We start from the raw sequence: 20670 nt of genomic DNA, 5'->3' as shown, positions 1-20670 counted from the left end.
CTCATTTTTTATTCATACCTGCCGCTTTAATTTTCTCTGCTTCTTCAATAACTTGATCGACTGTTTTCCCATGCAAGGATTGAAAAAACTTCTGCTCCAACTTTTGTATATCTGCATGTTTGATATTCCCATTCTTGTTATCCTTAAACAGATCATCAAAGTCGATACTATTGATCATGGCAACATTTAATGAGTCATCAAATTGTAATCTTTTATCTTCTGGTAAAGTATCTCTGATTTTCTCAATGGATGTTTTTACAGCGATTTCATTTGTTCCATCAATTTTGAGTTGATTATCACATCCAGCCAATGCAAAACCCAAAAAACAAATAGTTAACAATTTTTTCATGATCAACCCCCACTTATTACCGATAAAGTAATAATAGCAAGAATGAGAACATATAAATCATATTAAAGAAAATTTTTATTATTAAATTAAAAATATTTCTAACTTGATCATTTTCTAACCTAGATTATTAATGGCTATGGCTTTTAATAATCAACGTATTATCAAATTCATTTTTTGCATTACTGAAATATTTTAGTAGAAATTTCCAATTCTATTATTCATTCTTCTTTGTCATTTTTAAATGTATTTTCCCCACATTGTCAAAAGGTAACCTTGAAATAATGAATTGTTATTACAGTAAAAACTTATAATTAAATGCTTTCATAACAGTGAAAATGTAAAATCTGTTGATTTGATCAAATAACAACCATTATCATCTGTTTTACACTGAAACAATGACGACACATCAACGTTCCCATTTCAAGAATTGATGATAAATAGCTTAACCATGCCTATATATTTACATCTCTTATATAAACTCTAATGCAAGGAGAAAAAATGCTTAACATTGATTACCCCATAAAATATTTTCTGTCCGCGTTATTCATATTACTGCCCATATATGCACAAGCAGAAAAAATTACCGTCGAAGATATCGTAGGGCGTGAAGTTACAGTCAATACACCGGTTAAACGCGCTATGTTGGCAGATAGCCGAATGGTCATTGCCCTGAATATCCTGCATCCCTCTGAACCATTGAAAGGCATTGCCGCCTGGGATAACGCATTGGAGAAAAAATCACCTGATCTTGCAACAGCTTATGAAAAGAGATTCCCTCAACTAAGCAAAATTCCAGTCTTTCCTAATCCCTACACCAGTGATTTCAATGTTGAAAAAGCCATGATGTATAAACCCGATCTGGTTATTTTCGATATTGGGTTAAAATCCAAACTGGATAACAGTAATACAATTAACTTATTGGAAAAAATAGGTGTTCCTGTCATTTTCATCGACTTTCGCCAACATCCTCTATCCAATACGGTTCCCAGCATGAGATTATTAGGGAAGGTTTTTAAACAGGAAGAAAATGCCAATAAATTCATTCAATTTTATGAAAGTCGCCTGTCTATAATTAATAAACGTATTGCTGCACTATCTCCTAAACAAATTCCTCGCGTCTTTATTGAGCGCCATGCAGGTATGTTAGGTACTGAAGATTGTTGCAATACCTTTGCCACTAATAGCTTCGGAGAGTTTGTTACTGCCGCGGGTGGCAATAATATGGGGAGTAAATGGTTTTCTGGTATGGGAGGCAAAATTAATGAAGAACAACTATTGGCTACCAATCCCGACTATTATCTGATGACAGTGGCAGATTGGGATACAGTTCATTCAAACAGCCAATCTGTCCCATTAGGTTATACTGGAGAGCTGGCAACATCGGAGAAACGTTTTCAAAAATTACTCTCTCGCCCCAAATTAAAAATTCTAAAATCGTATCGTGAAAAACGTGTGATGGCGATTTATCATCAATACTATGATACTCCATTCAATATTATTGCTGTAGAAGCCATTGCAAAATGGTTACATCCTGATCTTTTCAAAGATATTGATCCTAATGCAGATAATACTTATGTTCATCAAACCTTTACTGCATTAGATGGCAGTGGTGTTTTCTGGATAACCACAAAATAACCCCTCTTCTAAATCAACCCCACTCACCTTCGAGTGGGAACTTCTTACTATTATAAGTTTATAAAAAAATACAGTTTTATACTTATTTATTATATAATGCATTTCTATTTATTTAATAAACAACTCTTGGCTTTACGATCTTGATACTTGTTAACAACAAAAATTCAGAGTAATTTTAACATCAGATTTATTGTCCCAATAATACCTTCCATAATAATGAGAATTTATCTCATTATTATGGAAGACGTTACTACTTTCTAATCAAAGAGAAACGTTAAATTAATTAATAAAAAAATAAATAGCCAATATCAATATTAACACCATGGATAAAAACAGGAATCCTATGTCTACAATTCTAAAAAATAAACCTTTATACCAGATACTCTATGTTCAAGTTATATTTGCCATTTTATTGGGTATCGCCCTTGGTCATTTTTATCCTGATATTGGAACATCGTTAAAACCATTAGGTGATGCATTCATTAAAATTGTGAAAATGATCATCGCGCCTGTTATCTTTCTGACAGTAGTCACAGGGATAGCTGGAATGAATAACATAAAAAAGGTTGGGAATGTTGCAGCAAAATCGATGTTATATTTTTTAACATTTTCAACGCTTGCATTAGTTATTGGGTTAATTATCGCCAATATTATCCGCCCTGGCGATGGCTTAAATATCTCTCCTGATTCGTTAGACAGCAGCAGAGTGATCAGTTATGTGGAGAAAGCCCATGAATCATCCATTGTTGGCTTTCTTATGAATATCATACCCGATACTGTTGTCAGCCCGCTTGTGAATGGCAATATTCTCCAGGTTCTGTTTATTTCAGTTATTTTTGGTATCGCTTTAGCCGCTACAGGAAAAAAAGGGGAACCTGTTTTAGAATTTTTTCAACATCTTTCAGAACCTATCTTTAAAATGGTAGGAATTTTAATGAAATTAGCACCAATTGGTGCATTTGGAGCAATGGCCTTTACCATAGGTAAATATGGTATTTCATCGATCGGAAATTTAATGATGTTAATTGTCACTTTTTACATTACATCATTGCTTTTTGTTCTTATCATACTGGGCGCAGTTGCTAAATATAATGGGTTCTCTATCATTCAATTAATAAAATATATTAAAGATGAACTACTGTTAGTTTTGGGAACCTCATCCTCTGAGGCTGCATTGCCTGGCCTAATGAAGAAAATGGAAAACCTGGGTTGTGAGAAATCAGTTGTTGGTTTAGTTATTCCAACTGGTTACTCATTTAACCTTGATGGTACTAATATTTACATGACGATGGCAGCATTATTTATTGCCCAGGCAACCAACATTGAACTTAGTCTATATGAGCAAATTTCTTTATTATTCGTTGCTATGATAAGTTCAAAAGGTGCGGCAGGTGTAACAGGGGCCGGTTTCATTACGCTGGCTGCAACCTTATCTGTTGTACCCAGCGTACCCGTAGCAGGCATGGCGCTTATCTTGGGCATTGACAGATTTATGTCTGAGTGCCGTGCATTGACAAATATAGTTGGCAATGCTTGTGCCAGCATTGTTATAGCTCGCTGGGAAAATGCTTTAGATAAAGAAAAGATGCATCAAATATTAAACGGTAACATGCAAAATTCGGTAGAAAAAACACTGAATAAATAAAGTATATTACCTACGATAAATAATAAAATTCATATCCCCCTGTTATAAATGGGGGGAGATATAAGACACATATTGATTTGCAAGCTAAAACTTGAAATTGGATTGGGATATATTCATTCAAAAACGCAAAAAAAATAAAAAACAATCCACAATAAATATTCCACAAGAATAAAAAACAATAGGGAAATTTCTCATAAAAACATATAACACATCGTTATTGATTTCAGGACAGATATCCCATTGGAAAAAGAAATCATATGCAACAAAGCAATTTACCACCCCATTATCTTAACCATTAATATTTATATTTATTGATGGAGATCTTTTATGTTTCAACTCAATTTTGATAAAAATTAAAAATTAGTCTAATAATAACTTAGAAATATATGTTCTGGCATACCAAAAACCAAAGTACCCGGAGAATATAATGAAAAAACGACATGATATCGCAAAAGAATTGTTGCCTTGTAAATCTTATAAGATGCTGATTAATGGTGAGTGGGTTGATAGTATTTCAAAAAATACTCTGCAAAGCTACAGCCCTTCAACAGGTGAGTTGCTGACAGAGTATGCAGCTGGGAATGCCGAAGATGTTGAACTTGCCGTCAAGGCTGCCCAAAAAGCCCTACCAGCCTGGAGCAAAACATCCGCGGCGGAGAGGCAATCTTTATTACTGAAAATTGCCGACTTATTGGAAGCCGAAACCGAACGTTTTATTGTCCTTGAAACATTGGATGGCGGTAAAACCCAGACTCTATGCCGTCATTTCGATATTCCTTTCTCTGTTGATCATTTCCGCTACTTTGCTGGCGTTATCCGTGCTCATTCTGATACTACTGATGTCATCGATAATGACACACTGAGCTTAGTCATCAGAGAACCCATTGGCGTAGTCGGGCAGATTATTCCGTGGAATTTCCCGTTATTAATGGCTGCCTGGAAACTCGCTCCTGCCCTTGCTGCCGGTAATACTATTGTTATCAATCCTGCCAGCCTGACCCCAATAACTCTGCTTGAATTGGGGCGTATCATGAATCAAGTTCTGCCAGCGGGTGTTGTCAATATTGTTACGGGACGTGGCTCAGTTGTAGGCCAGGCAATCCTCGATCATAACGGCATTGACAAAGTAGCCTTTACCGGATCAACAGAAGTCGGTTACAACGTTGCCGCCGCAGCGGCAAAAAGACTCATTCCGGCAACACTGGAATTGGGGGGTAAATCGGCCAACATTGTCTTCCCTGATGCCAACATGAAAAAGGCAATCAAATATGCAGCCAATGCAATTTTGTTAAATCAGGGGCAAGCCTGTGAATCCGGTGCGCGCCTGTTCCTGCATAAAGATATTCATGATGAATTCCTGAAGTCACTGAAAACCGTGTTTGAATCGATCAAAGTGGGCGATCCGATGCTGGCAGAAACTGAAATGGGCAGCCAAGTCAGCGAAGATCAAATGAATACCATTTTAGGTTACATCGACCTTGCAAGACAGGAAGGTGCAACCATTCTGACAGGAGGAAAGCGCATAACAGGGGCAGGATATGATGATGGCTTCTTTATCCAGCCGACGATCCTGACCAATGTCACCAATAAAATGCGGGTGGCACAGGAAGAAATTTTCGGGCCTGTGCTATGTGTCATTCCATTTGACAACGAAGAAGACGTTATTGAAATGGCCAATGATTCCGAATATGGTCTGGCAGGTGCCGTATGGACACAGGATATTAACCGTGCTCTGCGGATCGCCAAAGCAATCAAGACAGGCCGTATGTGGATTAATACCTATCACGAATTGCCCGCCCATGCTCCTTTCGGTGGCTATAAGAAATCAGGACTTGGGCGTGAAACCCACAAAATGATGTTGGATGCTTATACAGAAGTGAAAAATATCTATATCAGCACTAAAGAAGAGTAACACAATCGCCACCTGCAAGGGTGGCGATTTTGAGCATTAAGAGCCAGAAGGAATTACAGCCAGAAAAACCAGGCAATCGCAGAAATAATGGCAATACATACCAAATTCAGCACTATACCTACTCTGACCATTTCAGCTTGTTTGATATAGCCGGTGCCATAAACAATCGCGTTAGGAGGTGTTGCTACAGGTAGCATAAATGCACAGGATGCCCCAATGCCAATTATCATGGTCAAAACCACAATCGGCATTCCGAGCGCTTCTGCAACCGTGGCAAAAATAGGTACAAGCAGTGCTGCGCTCGCAGTATTACTGGTAAATTCTGTCAGGAAGATAATAAACGCAGCAATCGCAACGATGATCACAAACCAAGGGCTAACACCAAAAGTCGCCGCCATACCATTCGCCATAACCTCACTGGCACCGGAATTTTTTAAAACAGCGCTTAATGTCAGGCCGCCACCGAATAGCATCAATACGCCCCATTCAGTGTTATTTTGAATCTGTGACCATGTTGATACACCAGTGATACCAATCAGGGTAGCGGCGCTCACTGCAATAATCGTATCCAGATCTTTGACACCACCGAGTGCATCACTAATGAATGAACTAAAAATCCAGCACACCACAGTTAGCAGGAAAATACCCATGGTAATAACACGCTTACCATTCCACTCCAGGTGCTCCAATTCCAGATCAAATTTATGATTCAAATTTGGGCGCAACATGAGGTACATCACTCCCACCATCACTGGCATGAGAACAATAACCATTGGCACGCCGTATTTCATCCATGTAAAGAAATCCATACCTAATTGTGCGGCAGCGATAGCATTGGGTGGGCTACCCACCAACGTCCCCAAGCCACCAATACTGGCGCTATATGCAACACCAAGCAGCACAAAAACAAAGGTATTGCGCTCAGTGCGTACATCCAGATTCGCCAGAACACCGAGGATCAGTGGCAACATCATGGCAGCAGTTGCCGTGTTGCTTATCCACATAGAAAGCAAGGCAGTAATACCAAATATCAGCAATACCGCCACAGACAAACGCCCACGGGCAATCATCAGCAGACGGTTGGCGATCAATCTGTCCAACCCTTGGATATGCAGCGCTGTTGCCAATGCAAAGCCCCCGAAGAACAAAAAGATTATTGGGTTGGCAAAAGATTTCAGTGCATCACCGGTATTCATCAATCCCATGCCAACCGCCAGAATAGGAATACACAGCGCAGTAATGGTGACATGAATGGCTTCCGTTAACCATAACACGCCAACAAATGCCATTAATGCCAGACCCGCATTTGCTTTTTCCCCATAGGGCAGAAACTTAAGCAATGTCACAAGCAAAATGATGTCCAGCGCGAGAATGATTAAGCCTCTTTTATTTGAGAGTGTAGGCCCAATCGCTGGGGTTAAAGATTCAGAAGCGTCCATGAAGACTCCATAAAACAATGAAACATGACTCTGTAATGTAAGAAGATAATTGATGAATCATTGCCACAAATGTTAAAGAATTACATTACATGTGAAATGATAAGGAGTATTAACAAGGAATAAAATACGAGTTGTATGATTTTGGGATCTGCTACGCGGGATTTGTCTGGCCACTGAATTATCGTTCAAAAAAAGAACTAATTTTCTGTTGTTATATCACATTATTATCCTGCAACAAGATACGTCATCAACATGAAAAATGAAATTTTCTTTCGATAAAAAGGCGAAAGAACCTACGCTCTTTCGCCAAAACATAAATAATATTTATTTTTTGGAGCAAAAAACCGACAGTTATGCCTGGCCTTTCACTTCTTTCAGACCGTTGAAAGGAGCACGATTACCCAGAGCTTCTTCGATACGGATCAGCTGGTTGTATTTAGCAACACGGTCAGAACGGCTCATCGAACCCGTTTTGATTTGGCCCGCAGCAGTACCAACAGCTAGATCAGCAATAGTTGCATCCTCAGTTTCACCAGAACGGTGAGAGATGACCGCGGTGTAACCGGCATCTTTTGCCATCTTGATTGCAGCCAGAGTTTCAGTCAAAGAACCGATCTGGTTGAACTTGATCAAGATAGAGTTTGCGATGCCTTTTTCGATACCTTCTTTCAGAATCTTGGTGTTAGTTACGAACAAATCGTCACCAACCAACTGGATTTTGTCACCCAACACTTTAGTCTGGTAAGCAAAGCCGTCCCAATCAGATTCGTTCAGACCATCTTCGATGGAAACAATTGGGTATTCTTTGGTTAATCCTTCCAGATAGTGGGTAAATTCCTGAGAGGTGAAAGTCTTGCCTTCGCCTTTCAGTTCATAATTGCCAGTCTCTTCGTTATAGAATTCGGAAGCTGCACAGTCCATCGCCAAAGTAATGTCTTTACCCAGCACGTAACCCGCTTTCTCAACTGCTTCTTTGATGGCTGCCAGCGCCGCTGCGTTAGATTCCAGGTTTGGTGCATAGCCACCTTCATCACCCACCGCCGTGTTCATGCCTTTGGCTTTCAACACTTTCGCCAGATTGTGGAATACTTCGGAACCCATGCGTACAGCTTCTTTCAGTGTGCTTGCGCCAACTGGCTGGATCATGAATTCTTGAATATCTACGTTGTTATCTGCATGTTCACCACCGTTGATGATGTTCATCATTGGCAGAGGCATAGAGAATTTACCCGGAGTCCCGTTCAACTCAGCGATGTGCTCGTATAGAGGCATACCTTTCGCTGCGGCGGCTGCTTTGGCGTTCGCGAGAGAAACAGCCAAAATCGCGTTAGCACCGAAGTTAGATTTGTTTTCAGTACCATCCAGCTCGATCATGATCTTGTCGATGTTAGCCTGATCTTTCGCATCCTGGCCAACCAGAGCCTGTGCAATTGGGCCGTTAACCGCAGAAACGGCTTTCAGTACACCTTTCCCCATGAAACGAGACTTATCGCCATCACGCAGTTCCAGCGCTTCGCGCGAACCGGTTGATGCACCTGATGGCGCAGCAGCCAGACCAACAAAGCCCCCTTCCAGGTGTACTTCTGCTTCTACCGTTGGGTTACCACGGGAGTCGATGATTTCACGGCCAAGCACTTTAACGATTTTGGACATTAGGTTTTCCTCAGTACAAGTTAAATTACGGGCAACCAATTGAAACTAAAACTATTTTTCTTAAACAGAAATGACCTTAAAAGCCAATTAGCTTAATTTCAATCCATTGCCCCATATCTTATTTCAACTGGCCTTTCTGATATTTGCCAGCAGCTTCGACAAAGCCAGCAAACAGCGGATGACCATCGCGAGGCGTTGAAGTGAATTCTGGATGGAACTGACACGCCACGAACCACGGATGCGCTGGGTTCTCGATGATTTCCACCAGTTTATTGTCGATTGAACGGCCAGCAATGCGCAAGCCGGCATCTTCAATGCGTTTCAACAGTAAATTATTCACTTCATAACGATGGCGATGACGCTCAACGATGTCACTCTGGCCATAAAGTTTATGTACCAGACTGTTTTCAGTCAGATGGCACAATTGGCCCCCAACGCGCATCGTCCCACCGAGATCGCTCTCTTCGCTACGTACTTCTACGTTGCCGTTCTCATCACGCCATTCGGTGATCAGAGCAACAACCGGTAACTTACATTCAGGATCGAATTCAGTGGAGTTAGCCTCTACCATTCCCGCAACATTGCGAGCGAATTCAATCAGAGCCACTTGCATACCCAAACAAATGCCTAAATAGGGGATCTTGTTTTCACGGGCATAACGTGCGGTCATGATCTTACCTTCGATACCACGGCCACCGAAGCCACCAGGTACTAAAATCGCATCCAGACCTTTCAATACGTCAACACCACGCGTTTCAACATCCTGTGAATCGATTAGCTTGATGTTAACAGTCAGACGATTTTTCAGCCCGCCATGTTTCAGTGCTTCAATCACTGACTTATACGCATCTGGCAGTTCAACGTATTTACCCACCATCCCAATAGTCACTTCACCCGATGGGTTGGCTTCTTCATAAATGACCTGTTCCCATTCAGACAGATCCGCTTCCGGGCATTCGATGCTGAATCGTTTACAAATATAATCATCTAAGCCCTGAGATTTCAAGAGGGCTGGAATTTTATAAATGGAATCAACATCTTTTAAAGAGATAACCGCTTTCTCTGGTACGTTACAGAAAAGCGCAATTTTTGCACGCTCATTGGCAGGAATAATACGATCTGAACGGCAGATCAATACGTCCGGCTGAATACCAATGGACAGTAATTCTTTCACGGAATGCTGGGTGGGTTTCGTTTTCACTTCGCCCGCTGCGGCCATATATGGCACCAGAGTCAGATGCATGAACAGCGTGTTTTCACGGCCAACTTCCACTGCCATCTGACGAATGGCTTCAAGGAATGGCAGGGATTCGATATCACCGACCGTGCCACCGATTTCCACCAACACAACATCATGGCCTTCTGCCCCACGGATAATGCGGTCTTTGATTTCATTGGTGATGTGAGGGATAACCTGAATGGTTGCCCCCAAATAATCGCCGCGGCGTTCTTTGCGCAGCACTTCTGAATAGACACGGCCGGTTGTGAAATTATTGCGGCGTGTCATTTTGGTTCGGATGAAACGTTCGTAATGACCTAAATCAAGATCAGTTTCAGCGCCATCTTCGGTAACGAAAACTTCCCCGTGTTGGGTTGGGCTCATTGTGCCTGGATCGACGTTGATATACGGGTCCAGTTTCATAATGGTGACATTGAGTCCACGGGCTTCGAGTATAGCCGCCAAAGAGGCTGCGGCAATGCCTTTACCCAGAGAGGATACGACCCCGCCGGTCACAAAAATATAATTAGTTTTCATGCTGAACCTGAAAGTTTAGGTTTAAAAGGATGATGAATATAACAGGACGGGAAAGCAGTATACCCTAACCTTAATTTCGCTACAAACCATCTCAATGGGGTAAGGTGCCACATAAACAGTAACATTGCGAAACAAATACCCTTCTTTCTCTTTAAATTCATTAAGTTATTGGTGTGAAATTTTTTCACCCGCCGCAGGTTATTCAGCCGTTTACGCGACATCCTTTTCGCTATTTCCATCTTTTTTGTGATTGCTCTCTATGCCTTTTGACTTTTCACGCGCTGCCACATCGCTTCCATTTCATCTAATGTAGCCGTTTCCAGTGACATGCCTTTGTCGAGGATCAACTTTTCGACATGACGGAAACGATTCTCGAATTTCTGGCAGGCTTTTTGTAGTGCGATCTCTGGCTTATGCCCCAAATGGCGGGATAAATTAACCACCGAAAACAGTAAATCCCCCAATTCTTCTTCCAGTCGATCTTTATCAAGTACCGCCTGCTTGGCTTCATCCATGACTTCATCAATTTCTTCATAGACTTTGTCCAGCACAGGGCCAATGGTATCCCAATCAAAACCGACCGAAGCGCAGCGTTTCTGGATCTTATACGCCTTCATCAAGGCCGGTAAACTGGCGGGAATATCATCCAGTACCGAATGCTGATCTTTCTCAGCTCGTTCTGCGGCCTTGCGTTGTTCCCAACTGCTGATTGCCTCTTCGCCGCTGATACCCGCTTGTTGATTGAAGATATGGGGATGGCGACGCTCCAGTTTGTCACACACCGCCTCACAGATATCATTAAAATCAAACTGTTGCTGCTCTTGAGCCATCTGCGCATAAAATACAATATGAAACAGCAAATCCCCCAGTTCTTCTTTTAGGGCGTTGATATCATTGCGCTCAATCGCATCAAGCACTTCATAGGTTTCTTCCAGGGTATAAGGGGCAATCGTAGCGGAAGTTTGCACTTTATCCCAAGGACAGCCATCCTGGGGATGGCGCAACTGCGCCATGATTCCCTTTAGTCGTTCAATAGCGTTCTGTTTCATCTTAATCCATTTTCAATCAATTACCATGCAAGCGTCTGGCTTCAATCACATCAGACAACTGGTTGAGTTTCGCCAATACCCGCCCAAGCACTTGCAAGTTATAAATCTCAATGTTCATATCAATGGTGGCAAGCTGCTGCTTAACATCACTGCGGCTGCTGACGCCCAACACATTAATTTTCTCATTAGCGAGGATGGTCGTGATGTCACGCAATAATCCACTGCGATCATTGGCAACAACGCGCACCACCAGTGAATAGCCGCTGGAATAACTCTCCCCCCACACTGCATCGACTATCCTTTCCGGTGAGCTGGCTTCGAGTTCTGCCAACTGATCACAGTCTGCTCGGTGGATGGAAATCCCTCGCCCACGTGTAATAAATCCAATAATTTCATCACCAGGGATAGGCTGGCAACAACGGGCAATGTGGTGCATCAAGTTGCCTACCCCTTCCACGACAATACGGCCATTATCTTTGCTGGTATTACGTGGCGTATAGGTTTTATTCTCCAGGTTGCGAAGCGCTTCGCGATCTTCTTCTTCCGCGGTAATTTTATTGAATTTGCTTTGCAGGAAATTCACTAACTGGTGAATGCGGATATCACCAACGCCAATGCCTGCCAACACTTCTTCCAACGTGTGGACGTTATAACGAGCAATCAGCTCTTTCTCTGCTTCCTTGATAGTGATCCCTAAGTGTGTCAACTCATTGTCCAGCATCTGGCGGCCGGCAATGATGTTCTTGTCACGATCTTGTTTACGGAACCAGTTGTGGATTTTTGCCCGCCCACGGCTGGTCGTCACATAGCCAAGGTTAGGATTCAACCAGTCACGGCTTGGATTAGGCTGTTTCTGGGTAATGATTTCAATCTGATCGCCCATTTGAAGTTGATAGCTGAATGGTACGATGCGTCCGCCAATTTTTGCCCCAATACAACGATGGCCGACATCACTGTGAATATGATAAGCAAAATCCAACGGCGTGGAGCCGATTGGCAAATCAATCACATCCCCTTTTGGCGTAAAGACATAAACGCGATCGTCAAACACCTGACTACGTACTTCATCCAGCATTTCGCCGCTATCCGCCATTTCCTCCTGCCATGCGATCAACTTCCGCAGCCAGGCAATACGGCTTTCATAACTGCCGGACTTACCACCACCAAGCGCAGTGCCTTCTTTGTATTTCCAATGCGCTGCAACGCCAAGTTCCGCATCATCATGCATCTGGCGGGTACGGATCTGGATCTCAAGCGTTTTGCCATTCGGCCCCAAAACAACGGTATGAATCGATTGGTAACCATTCGGTTTCGGGTTGGCAACGTAATCGTCGAATTCATCTGGCAAATGACGATAGTGAGTATGCACTATCCCCAGCGCTGCATAACAATCCTGCAAACGCTCGACAACAATCCGCACAGCACGCACATCAAATAATTCATCAAAAGCGAGGGATTTTTTCTGCATTTTGCGCCAAATGCTGTAAATATGCTTCGGACGCCCGTATATTTCAGCGCGAACGCCCTCTTTCAGCATATATTTACGCAAAGTCGCCACAAATTTCTCGATATACTGTTCACGATCAATTCGGCGCTCATGCAGTAACCTGGCAATTTTCTTATATTCATCGGGATGCAAGTAGCGGAAACAGAAATCTTCCAGCTCCCATTTTAGCTGCCCGATACCCAGCCGGTTAGCGAGAGGCGCATAGATATTGGAACACTCTTTAGCCGCCAGCACCCGCTCATCTTCACTGGCATCTTTCACTTCCCGCAAATGGGCAATGCGTTCTGCCAGTTTGATAATGACACAGCGAAAATCTTCCACCATCGCCAGCAGCATCCGACGAACATTATCGACCTGTACCGAGCAAGTCGCATCGGTATGAGTGGCTTTCAGTTGGCGAATGGCATCCATTTCCATTACACCATGCACCAGATTCGTGATGGCCTTGCCAAATGTTTCTGTCACGGTTTCGCTATCGAGTAGCCTGGCATTAAGGATGGGAAAAAGTAGCGCAGCACGCATACTGTCATTATCCATGCTCAATGTGGACAAGATCTCCACCATTTCCACACCGCGCCATAGCAACAGTTCCGCATTGGGGTGGCCTTGGACTTTTTCGTGACAATATCGCCAGGTTTCAACCAACTTTTCACTGGATTGTGGGTTAGTAATGTTTAAACTCGCGATCCACTTATCGACCGCAAATTCACCTGCCGGTGTGAGATGCGCACTTCTTACCGCAACCATAATTTCTCCCTACTCGATATCCATTGGCTCACTGCTAAACAGCGCCATAGATTCTAGATGGCCTGTGTGTGGAAACATATCCAGCATCCGCACACTGACAAGATGATAACCCGCCGCCAACAAGACCTTGCTGTCACGTGCAAGTGTTGTGGGATTACAGGAAACGTAAACCACTTTTTCGGGGGCCAATTTTACAATATGTGCCATAACGCCCGCTGCACCAGCGCGGGCGGGATCCAACAGCACTTTATTGAACCCTTGGGCAGCCCAAGGCTGTTGGTGAATCTCCGATTCCAGATTTTCATGAAAAAAATCGACGTTATTAAGTTTATTGAGCTGAGCGTTATATTGCCCGCTTGCCACCAGCTCAGCAACCCCTTCCACACCCACGGTTGCCTGTACTTGCGTGGCAATCGGCAGGGTAAAATTTCCCATGCCACAAAACAGATCCAATACTCTGTCTGTTGGTTGCAAATCCAGCCACGCCAACGCCTGTGCAACCATTTGTTGGTTAACGACATCGTTCACCTGAATAAAATCTTGTGGGCTGAACACCAATTTCAATCCATTCACCTGATACCACGGTGCTGTTTGCTCTTCAATCAATGGTTCAAGGGATTTTTCTTCACCCAACAGATAAATCGCAACATTGTACTGCACCGAAAAAATGCGCAGTATTTCCTTATCTGCCTGCTTAAGTGGATCAAGATGACGCAACACAACTAATGGCCCACTCTCAGCCAATACCAATTCCACGTGCCCTAATCGTTTTACTGCGTGCAGGCTATTCAGACACTGATGCAACGGCTGCAATAATTGTTCCAATTCAGGGCGCATAACAGGACAGTGCTGAATATTCACCAAATCGTTGGTCTGGCTCTGGCGAAACCCCATCAATAATGTGCGTTGTTTGGCGTGATATTGCAGACCAAGTCTGGCCCGGCGCCGATAGCCATATTCTGGACTGCGAATGACGGGATGTGCACTGATGTTAACGCCTGTTTCCCGCTGGATCAGGTGTTCCAGTACGCTGGCCTTCGTTTTAACTTGCAGTTCAGCGGCAACATGCTGCTGTTGGCATCCGCCACACACTTTAAAATGTGGGCAGCGAGGTGCTACGCGATGCAGGCTGTCTGATAGCCTTTTCACGACTTTAGCTTTAGCAAATTGGCGTTTTTCTTCTGTCAGTTGGATTTGTGCCTGCTCACCCGGCAATAATCCTGCGATAAAGATCGTTTTTCCCTGATGACGAGCAATGCCTTGCCCTTGTGCATCAAGGTTATCTGCGGTAACGGAAATAATGCCTCGGTTTACGGAGCGACGGTTTGGGGAGTAAAATTGCACCATGATTCTGACTGACTTTGAAAAATTGAGTTCTGATTTTCCCACAATGGACGCCTATGACCAAATATAGCCTACGCACCCGTATGATGAGCCTGATATTGGTTCCTGTTTTACTGGTCGGAACGCTTGTGAGTATATCATTTATCTCATACCGCTATTACGAGTTGAAGAGCCTGATAGTCCGCAGTGGGATCAGCATTATTGAACCCTTATCCATCGCCAGCGAGGTTGGCATTAATCTGGACAACTGCCAGCAAGTTGACTCATTGATAAACAGCTTGCATCGCCGAAACTCTGAGATTGTCAGGGCAATTGCGATCTTTGATAAGGATAACAAGTTATTCGATATTTCGAATGACAAGTATGATGTCAATCGCTTGAGGCTCGCGGCCAACGAAGCCATGCCCAAAACCTTGTCGAAAACGGAATACGGCAACAGTATCATCCTGAAGATGCCAATTATCTCAGAAACCTCTTCTCCTAATCCCTGGAACACTTCCACCAGCGATGCGCTGCCGGTTGGCTATATCGCGATTGATTTGGACTTACGCGCGGCTCAGCTCCAACAATACAAGGAGATTGCCACCTCCATCGTTCTGCTGATTTTGTGCCTTGGCGGAACAGCCCTGTTTGCCCATGTGCTGGTACGCAAAGTCACCCAACCCTTGAACTGCATGGTTAAAGCCGTTGATCGTATCCGTCAGGGACAACTGAACAGCCGCGTGACAGGCGCTATGCCTGGAGAGTTATCCGCGCTCCAGAATGGTATCAACACCGTGGCAGAATCACTTTCGAAATACAAAGATGAGATGCAGCTTCATATCGATCAAGCCACTTCCGACCTGCAAATTACGATGGAACAGTTAGAAATTCAGAATGTTGAACTGACTATCGCCAAAAAACGCGCCCAAGAGGCGGTCAGGATCAAAACAGAATTTCTGGCCAATATGTCCCACGAACTACGCACGCCGCTTAATGGTGTCATTGGCTTTACTCGCCAGATGTTAAAAACCCCCATTACGCCACAACAGATGGAATATCTGTATGTCATTGACAGATCGGCCAATAACCTGCTGAAAATCATCAATGATATTCTGGACTTCTCACGGCTGGAGTCCAATAAACTGGTATTGGATCAAGTACCTTTTCTGCTAAGGGATACCGTCAATGAAGTTATTGAACTGCTGACGCCAGCGGCCAACGCGAAAAATCTTCCCCTGCATCACCATATTGATGAGAAGTTACCTAATTTGATGATTGGCGATCCTATTCGCTTACAGCAAATACTGACTAATCTGATTGGTAATGCCATTAAATTCACAGATAAAGGCGATGTGACGCTGGATATCAAATTACGCCAGCAAAAACACCATCTTGTACAAATCGATTTTACCGTGACTGATACGGGTATCGGTATTAAACCCGAATACCGTCCAATTCTATTCCAGGCCTTCAATCAAGCAGATGCCAGTATTACCCGCCATTACGGGGGAACCGGACTGGGATTAAGTATCACTAAGCGACTGGTGAGTGAAATGAAAGGAGACATTGACTTTACCAGTGAAGTCGCTAAAGGGACGGTATTTTACTTTGATATCTGGCTGGAAAAAGAGGAATATCCATTCGGATCACTGCCAGAATATCCACCAATCTGTTCGGCATCATCGCGTTTACCCATGACCGTTATGGCAGTGGACGATAATCCCGCTAACCTGAAATTGATCGGCACACTGCTGCATGAACTGGTTGAAAATACCTTTCTGTGCAGTAATGGCATCGAGGCGCTGGAAATAGCGAAACAACATGCGCTGGATCTGATTTTGATGGATATCCAAATGGCGGATATGGATGGCATCCAGACATCTGAGCAAATCCAACAATTACCCCAACATAAAGAGACACCGATTGTGGCTGTTACGGCCTTTGCCTGCCATGAAGCAAAGAATGCACCGTTTATTGGCTGTCTTTCCAAGCCACTGGATGAAAACTGCCTGAAAACATTACTAAACCAATACTGCCGGCAGAAAAAACCACAAGCCATTGACTGGGAGGTAGCATTGAAGCGAACCGCCGGCAAAGAATCATTGGCACGGGAGATGCTAGAAATGCTGGTAAAATCATTGCCTGACATGAAGGGCATGATTAAACAAGCTTTAACCGCCGATGGTGAAGCGATCCGCAAACACTTTCAGCATCATGTCCACCAATTACACGGCAGTTGCTGCTATAACGGCGTCCCTAAACTGAAAGCAATTTGCGAATTGGTTGAAAAACAGCTGCAACAAGGGGTTGCCCTGACTGATCTGGAACCAGAATTGCTGGAATTCATGGACGAGATCAATCATGTCATGGCAGCCGCTCCTGATATACTTGAGGCGCCCATGCCACTCGAACCCGTTACTTTGTGACCATAAACTTACGATATTCTTCGTAAGCGTAATTATCCGTCATGCCACTGATATAATCCTGAATAAGACGTGCTCGATAATAAAACTCGATCACATCTTTTTCAGCCTCATCAGTGGCAACAATTCCCTCCACGGCTTCACCATAAGCCAAACGATGTTTGGTCGACAGTTTGTGCAGCAAGCGCGTTTCAATAAAATATTTTTTGTGGAAATTATTTTGGTTCAGTTCCATGAAATCCTGGCGGGATAATGCCAGCAAAGGACTATATACATCCAGCAATCCGGTAATAATTTGGTATCCCTGTAACTCCAGTTCTTCCACTTCAGGATGATTGAAAACCCGATTACGGGTGACGTTTTTCAACGTCTTCAATAAACGATGTTCTTCCCCATTTCCTTCCAACAGGGCATGATTAAATGTACCTGCATAGATTTCAGGCAGATGTTCAATAAACAATTTGGCGGTATAAGGCACCAATTTTCCGGTAATAAATACCCGTAAGTACATGAAAAATTGTTCATGGATATTACGACGGGCTTCGTTATTGGTGGTTTTCTGATAGGCTTGTTTCACCGTAGATTCGAACAAATCACCTTTCCTGTGTCCGCCGTTCTCTTCCCACTCTTTTTTCAGGCATTCTACCAATTGTTCAACATTAAAAATGCCCTTTTCCACCGCATCATCCAAATCTGCAATGCAATATGAGATATCATCTGCGGCTTCCATAATGTATGTCAGCGGAAAACGACAAAACGTCCCCATTTGCAGTTCTTTTCGCAATTCACAGATAAAGCTCTCTTCTGACCAGTAATAACCTATTTTCTTCATCAGGTAACTGAATTCAGTCGGTATCTCTTCCAGACGATAGGCCGGACAGGTATATTTCAATATGCAGCCAATCTGGGCATAAGTGAGATTTAAACGCAACAGATTATGGGCCAGACGGATAGCCTGGGCATTACCTTCAAACTGGCATAAATCTCTGCGCAATTGCCGACGGAATAGATCTTTCTTTTCTTCCCCCGTCAGGCGTAATGCCGCGACCTGACAGGCATCCTGCCGATCTGCCGTTTGCAGCAAATGGGGAGAATAGTCAGGATCTAATCGGCGGGAGAACCAATCTTTAATGGCAGCCTCGCCAAAATGACCAAATGGGGGATTGCCAATATCATGCATCAAACACGCCATCTCAACCAGGCTTTCAAAAGCAAGCAAGCGCTCACTTAGCCCATACTTTTCCAATAAACCCTGCTTTGCTAACTCGGCAATAATCGTTTTTGAGATATAGCGCCCTATTTGCTGCACTTCGAGCGAATGTGTCAGCCGGCTACGTACCGCCGCATTACGTTCCAGTGGAAATACCTGTGTTTTCTGTTGTAACCGCCGAATAGCGGCTGAGTTGATGATCCGCCCACGATCACTTTCAAATTGGCGAATCACTTGCTCTTCATCATCGGGATGAATGGAAGATTTACTGAATTTACGTTGGTAATTCAACTTCTGCTTGAAATCAATCTTAGACATTAATCCCCCCATGCCAAATATAACAATTATTTAGAATTGGAATCTGCGGTAAATAGCCATTCAATGATACACTTGCCAGTTAAATCTGCCTGTTAATTAGGCACCAATCCATTAATAACAAGCGAGTATGACACAATGAAAATAGGCGTAATAGGGGCGATGGAACAAGAAGTGACTTTATTGCGTGACCAGATTGAAGGTCTGCAAACATTGTCACGAGGTGGATGCGAAATTTATACCGGCAAACTGAATGGCGTTGATATCGCCTTGTTGAAATCGGGTATTGGTAAAGTCTCCTCCGCACTTGGAACCACCCTGTTGATTGAGCATTGCCAACCAGATATCGTGATTAACACGGGTTCCGCCGGTGGCCTTGATCCTAACCTGAAAGTGGGTGATATCGTGGTTTCCGAAGAAGTTCGCTATCATGACGCCGATCTTACCGCTTTCGGCTATGAACCGGGACAAATGGCGCAATGCCCGGCGGCATTTATCGCTGACGATAAGTTAATTGCCTTGGCAGAAAAATGTATCCAGTCCCTCAACCTGAATGCCGTTCGTGGCCTGGTTTGCAGTGGTGATGCCTTTATCAATGGGTCAGAGCCATTGGCACGCATTCGAACCACCTTCCCGAAAGTTGCTGCGGTTGAAATGGAGGCGGCGGCCATTGGTCATGTCTGCCATCAATATCACATTCCTTTTGTTGTCGTTCGTGCTATTTCTGACGTTGCCGATCAAGAATCCCATATCAGTTTTGATGAATTTTTAGTTGTTGCGGCACGTGAATCGACACGGATGGTCAATGCCATGCTGACCGAACTCAGTAAACAGTAAACCGTCATTTACAGTGGAGCATAAATCATGAAATCACTGATTTCCCATCGATCCATTTGGCTGGCATTCTTATGCCTTTTGTATAGCTTTTGGTCTGGTTTCAGTGCTCCACTTTATGCGGCCGCTTCCCGGGTTATTAGCCTTGCCCCATCAACAACAGAGCTGGCATATGCTGCGGGGCTGGGCGACCAGCTTGTCGCAGTTAGTGCTTACTCAGATTACCCCGAAGCCGCTAAAAAATTAGAACAAGTTGCTGATTGGCAAGGCATCAATATTGAACGGATCATCGCCCTGAAACCTGATCTGATTCTGGCATGGCGTGGCGGTAATCCCCAACGTCCTCTGGAACAACTCGCTGCTTTAGGTATCCCCATTTTCTATTCGGATGTGAAAAAAGTAGAAGATGTTGCATCAGAACTGGAACGGCTGGCTGCCTATAGCCCACATCCTGATATAACTAAGCAATCAGCCACAGATCTTCGTGATAAGTTCAACCAATTAAAACAAAAGTATGCCAACCTGAACCCTAAGCCTGTGTTCTTGCAGTTTGGTATGCAGCCGATTTTTACTTCCTCAAATCATACTATCCAAAGCGAAATTGTCTCCATATGTGGCGGTAAAAATATTTTCTCTGATAGCCCTGTTCCGTGGCCACAGGTTAACCGTGAGCAAGTGCTTACCCGCAAACCGGAAGTGATTGTCATCGGTGGAACGGAAGGGCAAAAACAGCAGGTGGCCGATTTTTGGCGACCACAAATGAACGTGACTATTATCGCCCTGAATGATGACTGGTTTAGCCGTGCGGGGCCAAGGATTATTTGGGCGGCAGAACAACTTTGTCAGCAGTTAAATCGCCCCAATTGAATA

General features: G+C 43.7%; 14 protein-coding genes. 6 read left to right on the top strand and 8 right to left on the bottom strand.

Features of this window, described 5'->3' with window-relative positions; translation table 11 throughout:
- Position 1: 1 nt before the first annotated feature.
- Positions 2-349 carry a DUF6694 family lipoprotein gene (locus WDV74_RS03595; protein ID WP_338884661.1) on the bottom strand — a complete coding sequence of 116 codons (348 nt, stop codon included), beginning with the start codon at positions 347-349 and terminating at the stop codon, positions 2-4.
- Between the two features lie 498 nt (positions 350-847).
- Between WDV74_RS03595 and WDV74_RS03590 the strand changes: the two genes are divergently transcribed.
- From WDV74_RS03590 to WDV74_RS03580, 3 genes are all read left to right on the top strand, one after another.
- Positions 848-1984: an ABC transporter substrate-binding protein gene (locus WDV74_RS03590; RefSeq protein WP_338884660.1), complete on the top strand. Its 1137-nt coding sequence runs from the start codon at positions 848-850 to the stop codon at positions 1982-1984.
- Between the two features lie 343 nt (positions 1985-2327).
- Positions 2328-3629: a dicarboxylate/amino acid:cation symporter gene (locus WDV74_RS03585; RefSeq protein ID WP_338884658.1), complete on the top strand. Its 1302-nt coding sequence runs from the start codon at positions 2328-2330 to the stop codon at positions 3627-3629.
- Between the two features lie 427 nt (positions 3630-4056).
- Complete coding sequence (locus tag WDV74_RS03580) at positions 4057-5541, top strand: aldehyde dehydrogenase family protein (RefSeq protein ID WP_338884656.1); 1485 nt, start codon at positions 4057-4059, stop codon at positions 5539-5541.
- 53 nt (positions 5542-5594) lie between these two features.
- Here WDV74_RS03580 and WDV74_RS03575 read toward each other — a convergent pair whose 3' ends face one another.
- From WDV74_RS03575 to rlmD, 6 genes are all read right to left on the bottom strand, one after another.
- Positions 5595-6980, bottom strand: coding sequence for a DASS family sodium-coupled anion symporter (locus WDV74_RS03575; protein ID WP_338884654.1), 1386 nt, complete (start codon positions 6978-6980; stop codon positions 5595-5597).
- A 351-nt stretch (positions 6981-7331) separates the two neighbouring features.
- Entirely contained in the window at positions 7332-8633 is a 1302-nt protein-coding gene (eno, locus tag WDV74_RS03570; protein ID WP_273571765.1) for a phosphopyruvate hydratase, read from the bottom strand.
- A gap of 118 nt (positions 8634-8751) precedes the next feature.
- Positions 8752-10389, bottom strand: coding sequence for a CTP synthase (glutamine hydrolyzing) (gene pyrG, locus WDV74_RS03565; RefSeq protein WP_273571766.1), 1638 nt, complete (start codon positions 10387-10389; stop codon positions 8752-8754).
- Between the two features lie 257 nt (positions 10390-10646).
- Entirely contained in the window at positions 10647-11438 is a 792-nt protein-coding gene (gene mazG, locus WDV74_RS03560) for a nucleoside triphosphate pyrophosphohydrolase (protein ID WP_338884653.1), read from the bottom strand.
- Between the two features lie 16 nt (positions 11439-11454).
- Positions 11455-13692 (bottom strand): GTP diphosphokinase, encoded by a 2238-nt coding sequence (relA, locus tag WDV74_RS03555; RefSeq protein WP_338884652.1) that lies wholly within the window; start codon positions 13690-13692, stop codon positions 11455-11457.
- A 9-nt stretch (positions 13693-13701) separates the two neighbouring features.
- Positions 13702-15039 carry a 23S rRNA (uracil(1939)-C(5))-methyltransferase RlmD gene (gene rlmD, locus WDV74_RS03550; protein WP_338885526.1) on the bottom strand — a complete coding sequence of 446 codons (1338 nt, stop codon included), beginning with the start codon at positions 15037-15039 and terminating at the stop codon, positions 13702-13704.
- 53 nt (positions 15040-15092) lie between these two features.
- Between rlmD and WDV74_RS03545 the strand changes: the two genes are divergently transcribed.
- Positions 15093-17444, top strand: a complete 2352-nt coding sequence (locus tag WDV74_RS03545; protein WP_338884651.1) for an ATP-binding protein — start codon at positions 15093-15095, stop codon at positions 17442-17444.
- Here WDV74_RS03545 and dgt read toward each other — a convergent pair.
- The gene (gene dgt, locus WDV74_RS03540; RefSeq protein ID WP_338884650.1) at positions 17434-18969 is read right to left on the bottom strand and encodes a dGTPase; all 1536 of its coding nucleotides are present in this window, start codon (positions 18967-18969) and stop codon (positions 17434-17436) included. The two genes, WDV74_RS03545 and dgt, sit on opposite strands and share 11 nt — an antisense overlap.
- A gap of 135 nt (positions 18970-19104) precedes the next feature.
- On the opposite strand from dgt, the gene mtnN reads away from it, so the two are divergent.
- Positions 19105-19803, top strand: a complete 699-nt coding sequence (gene mtnN, locus WDV74_RS03535; RefSeq protein ID WP_189758571.1) for a 5'-methylthioadenosine/S-adenosylhomocysteine nucleosidase — start codon at positions 19105-19107, stop codon at positions 19801-19803.
- Positions 19804-19830: 27 nt separating this feature from the next.
- Positions 19831-20667 carry a vitamin B12 ABC transporter substrate-binding protein BtuF gene (gene btuF / locus WDV74_RS03530; RefSeq protein WP_338884646.1) on the top strand — a complete coding sequence of 279 codons (837 nt, stop codon included), beginning with the start codon at positions 19831-19833 and terminating at the stop codon, positions 20665-20667.
- Positions 20668-20670 lie beyond the last annotated feature (3 nt).

The organism is Xenorhabdus sp. TH1, from assembly GCF_037260955.1.
Taxonomy (GTDB): domain Bacteria; phylum Pseudomonadota; class Gammaproteobacteria; order Enterobacterales; family Enterobacteriaceae; genus Xenorhabdus; species Xenorhabdus griffiniae.
This window is presented reverse-complemented; position numbering and strand designations above follow the sequence as displayed.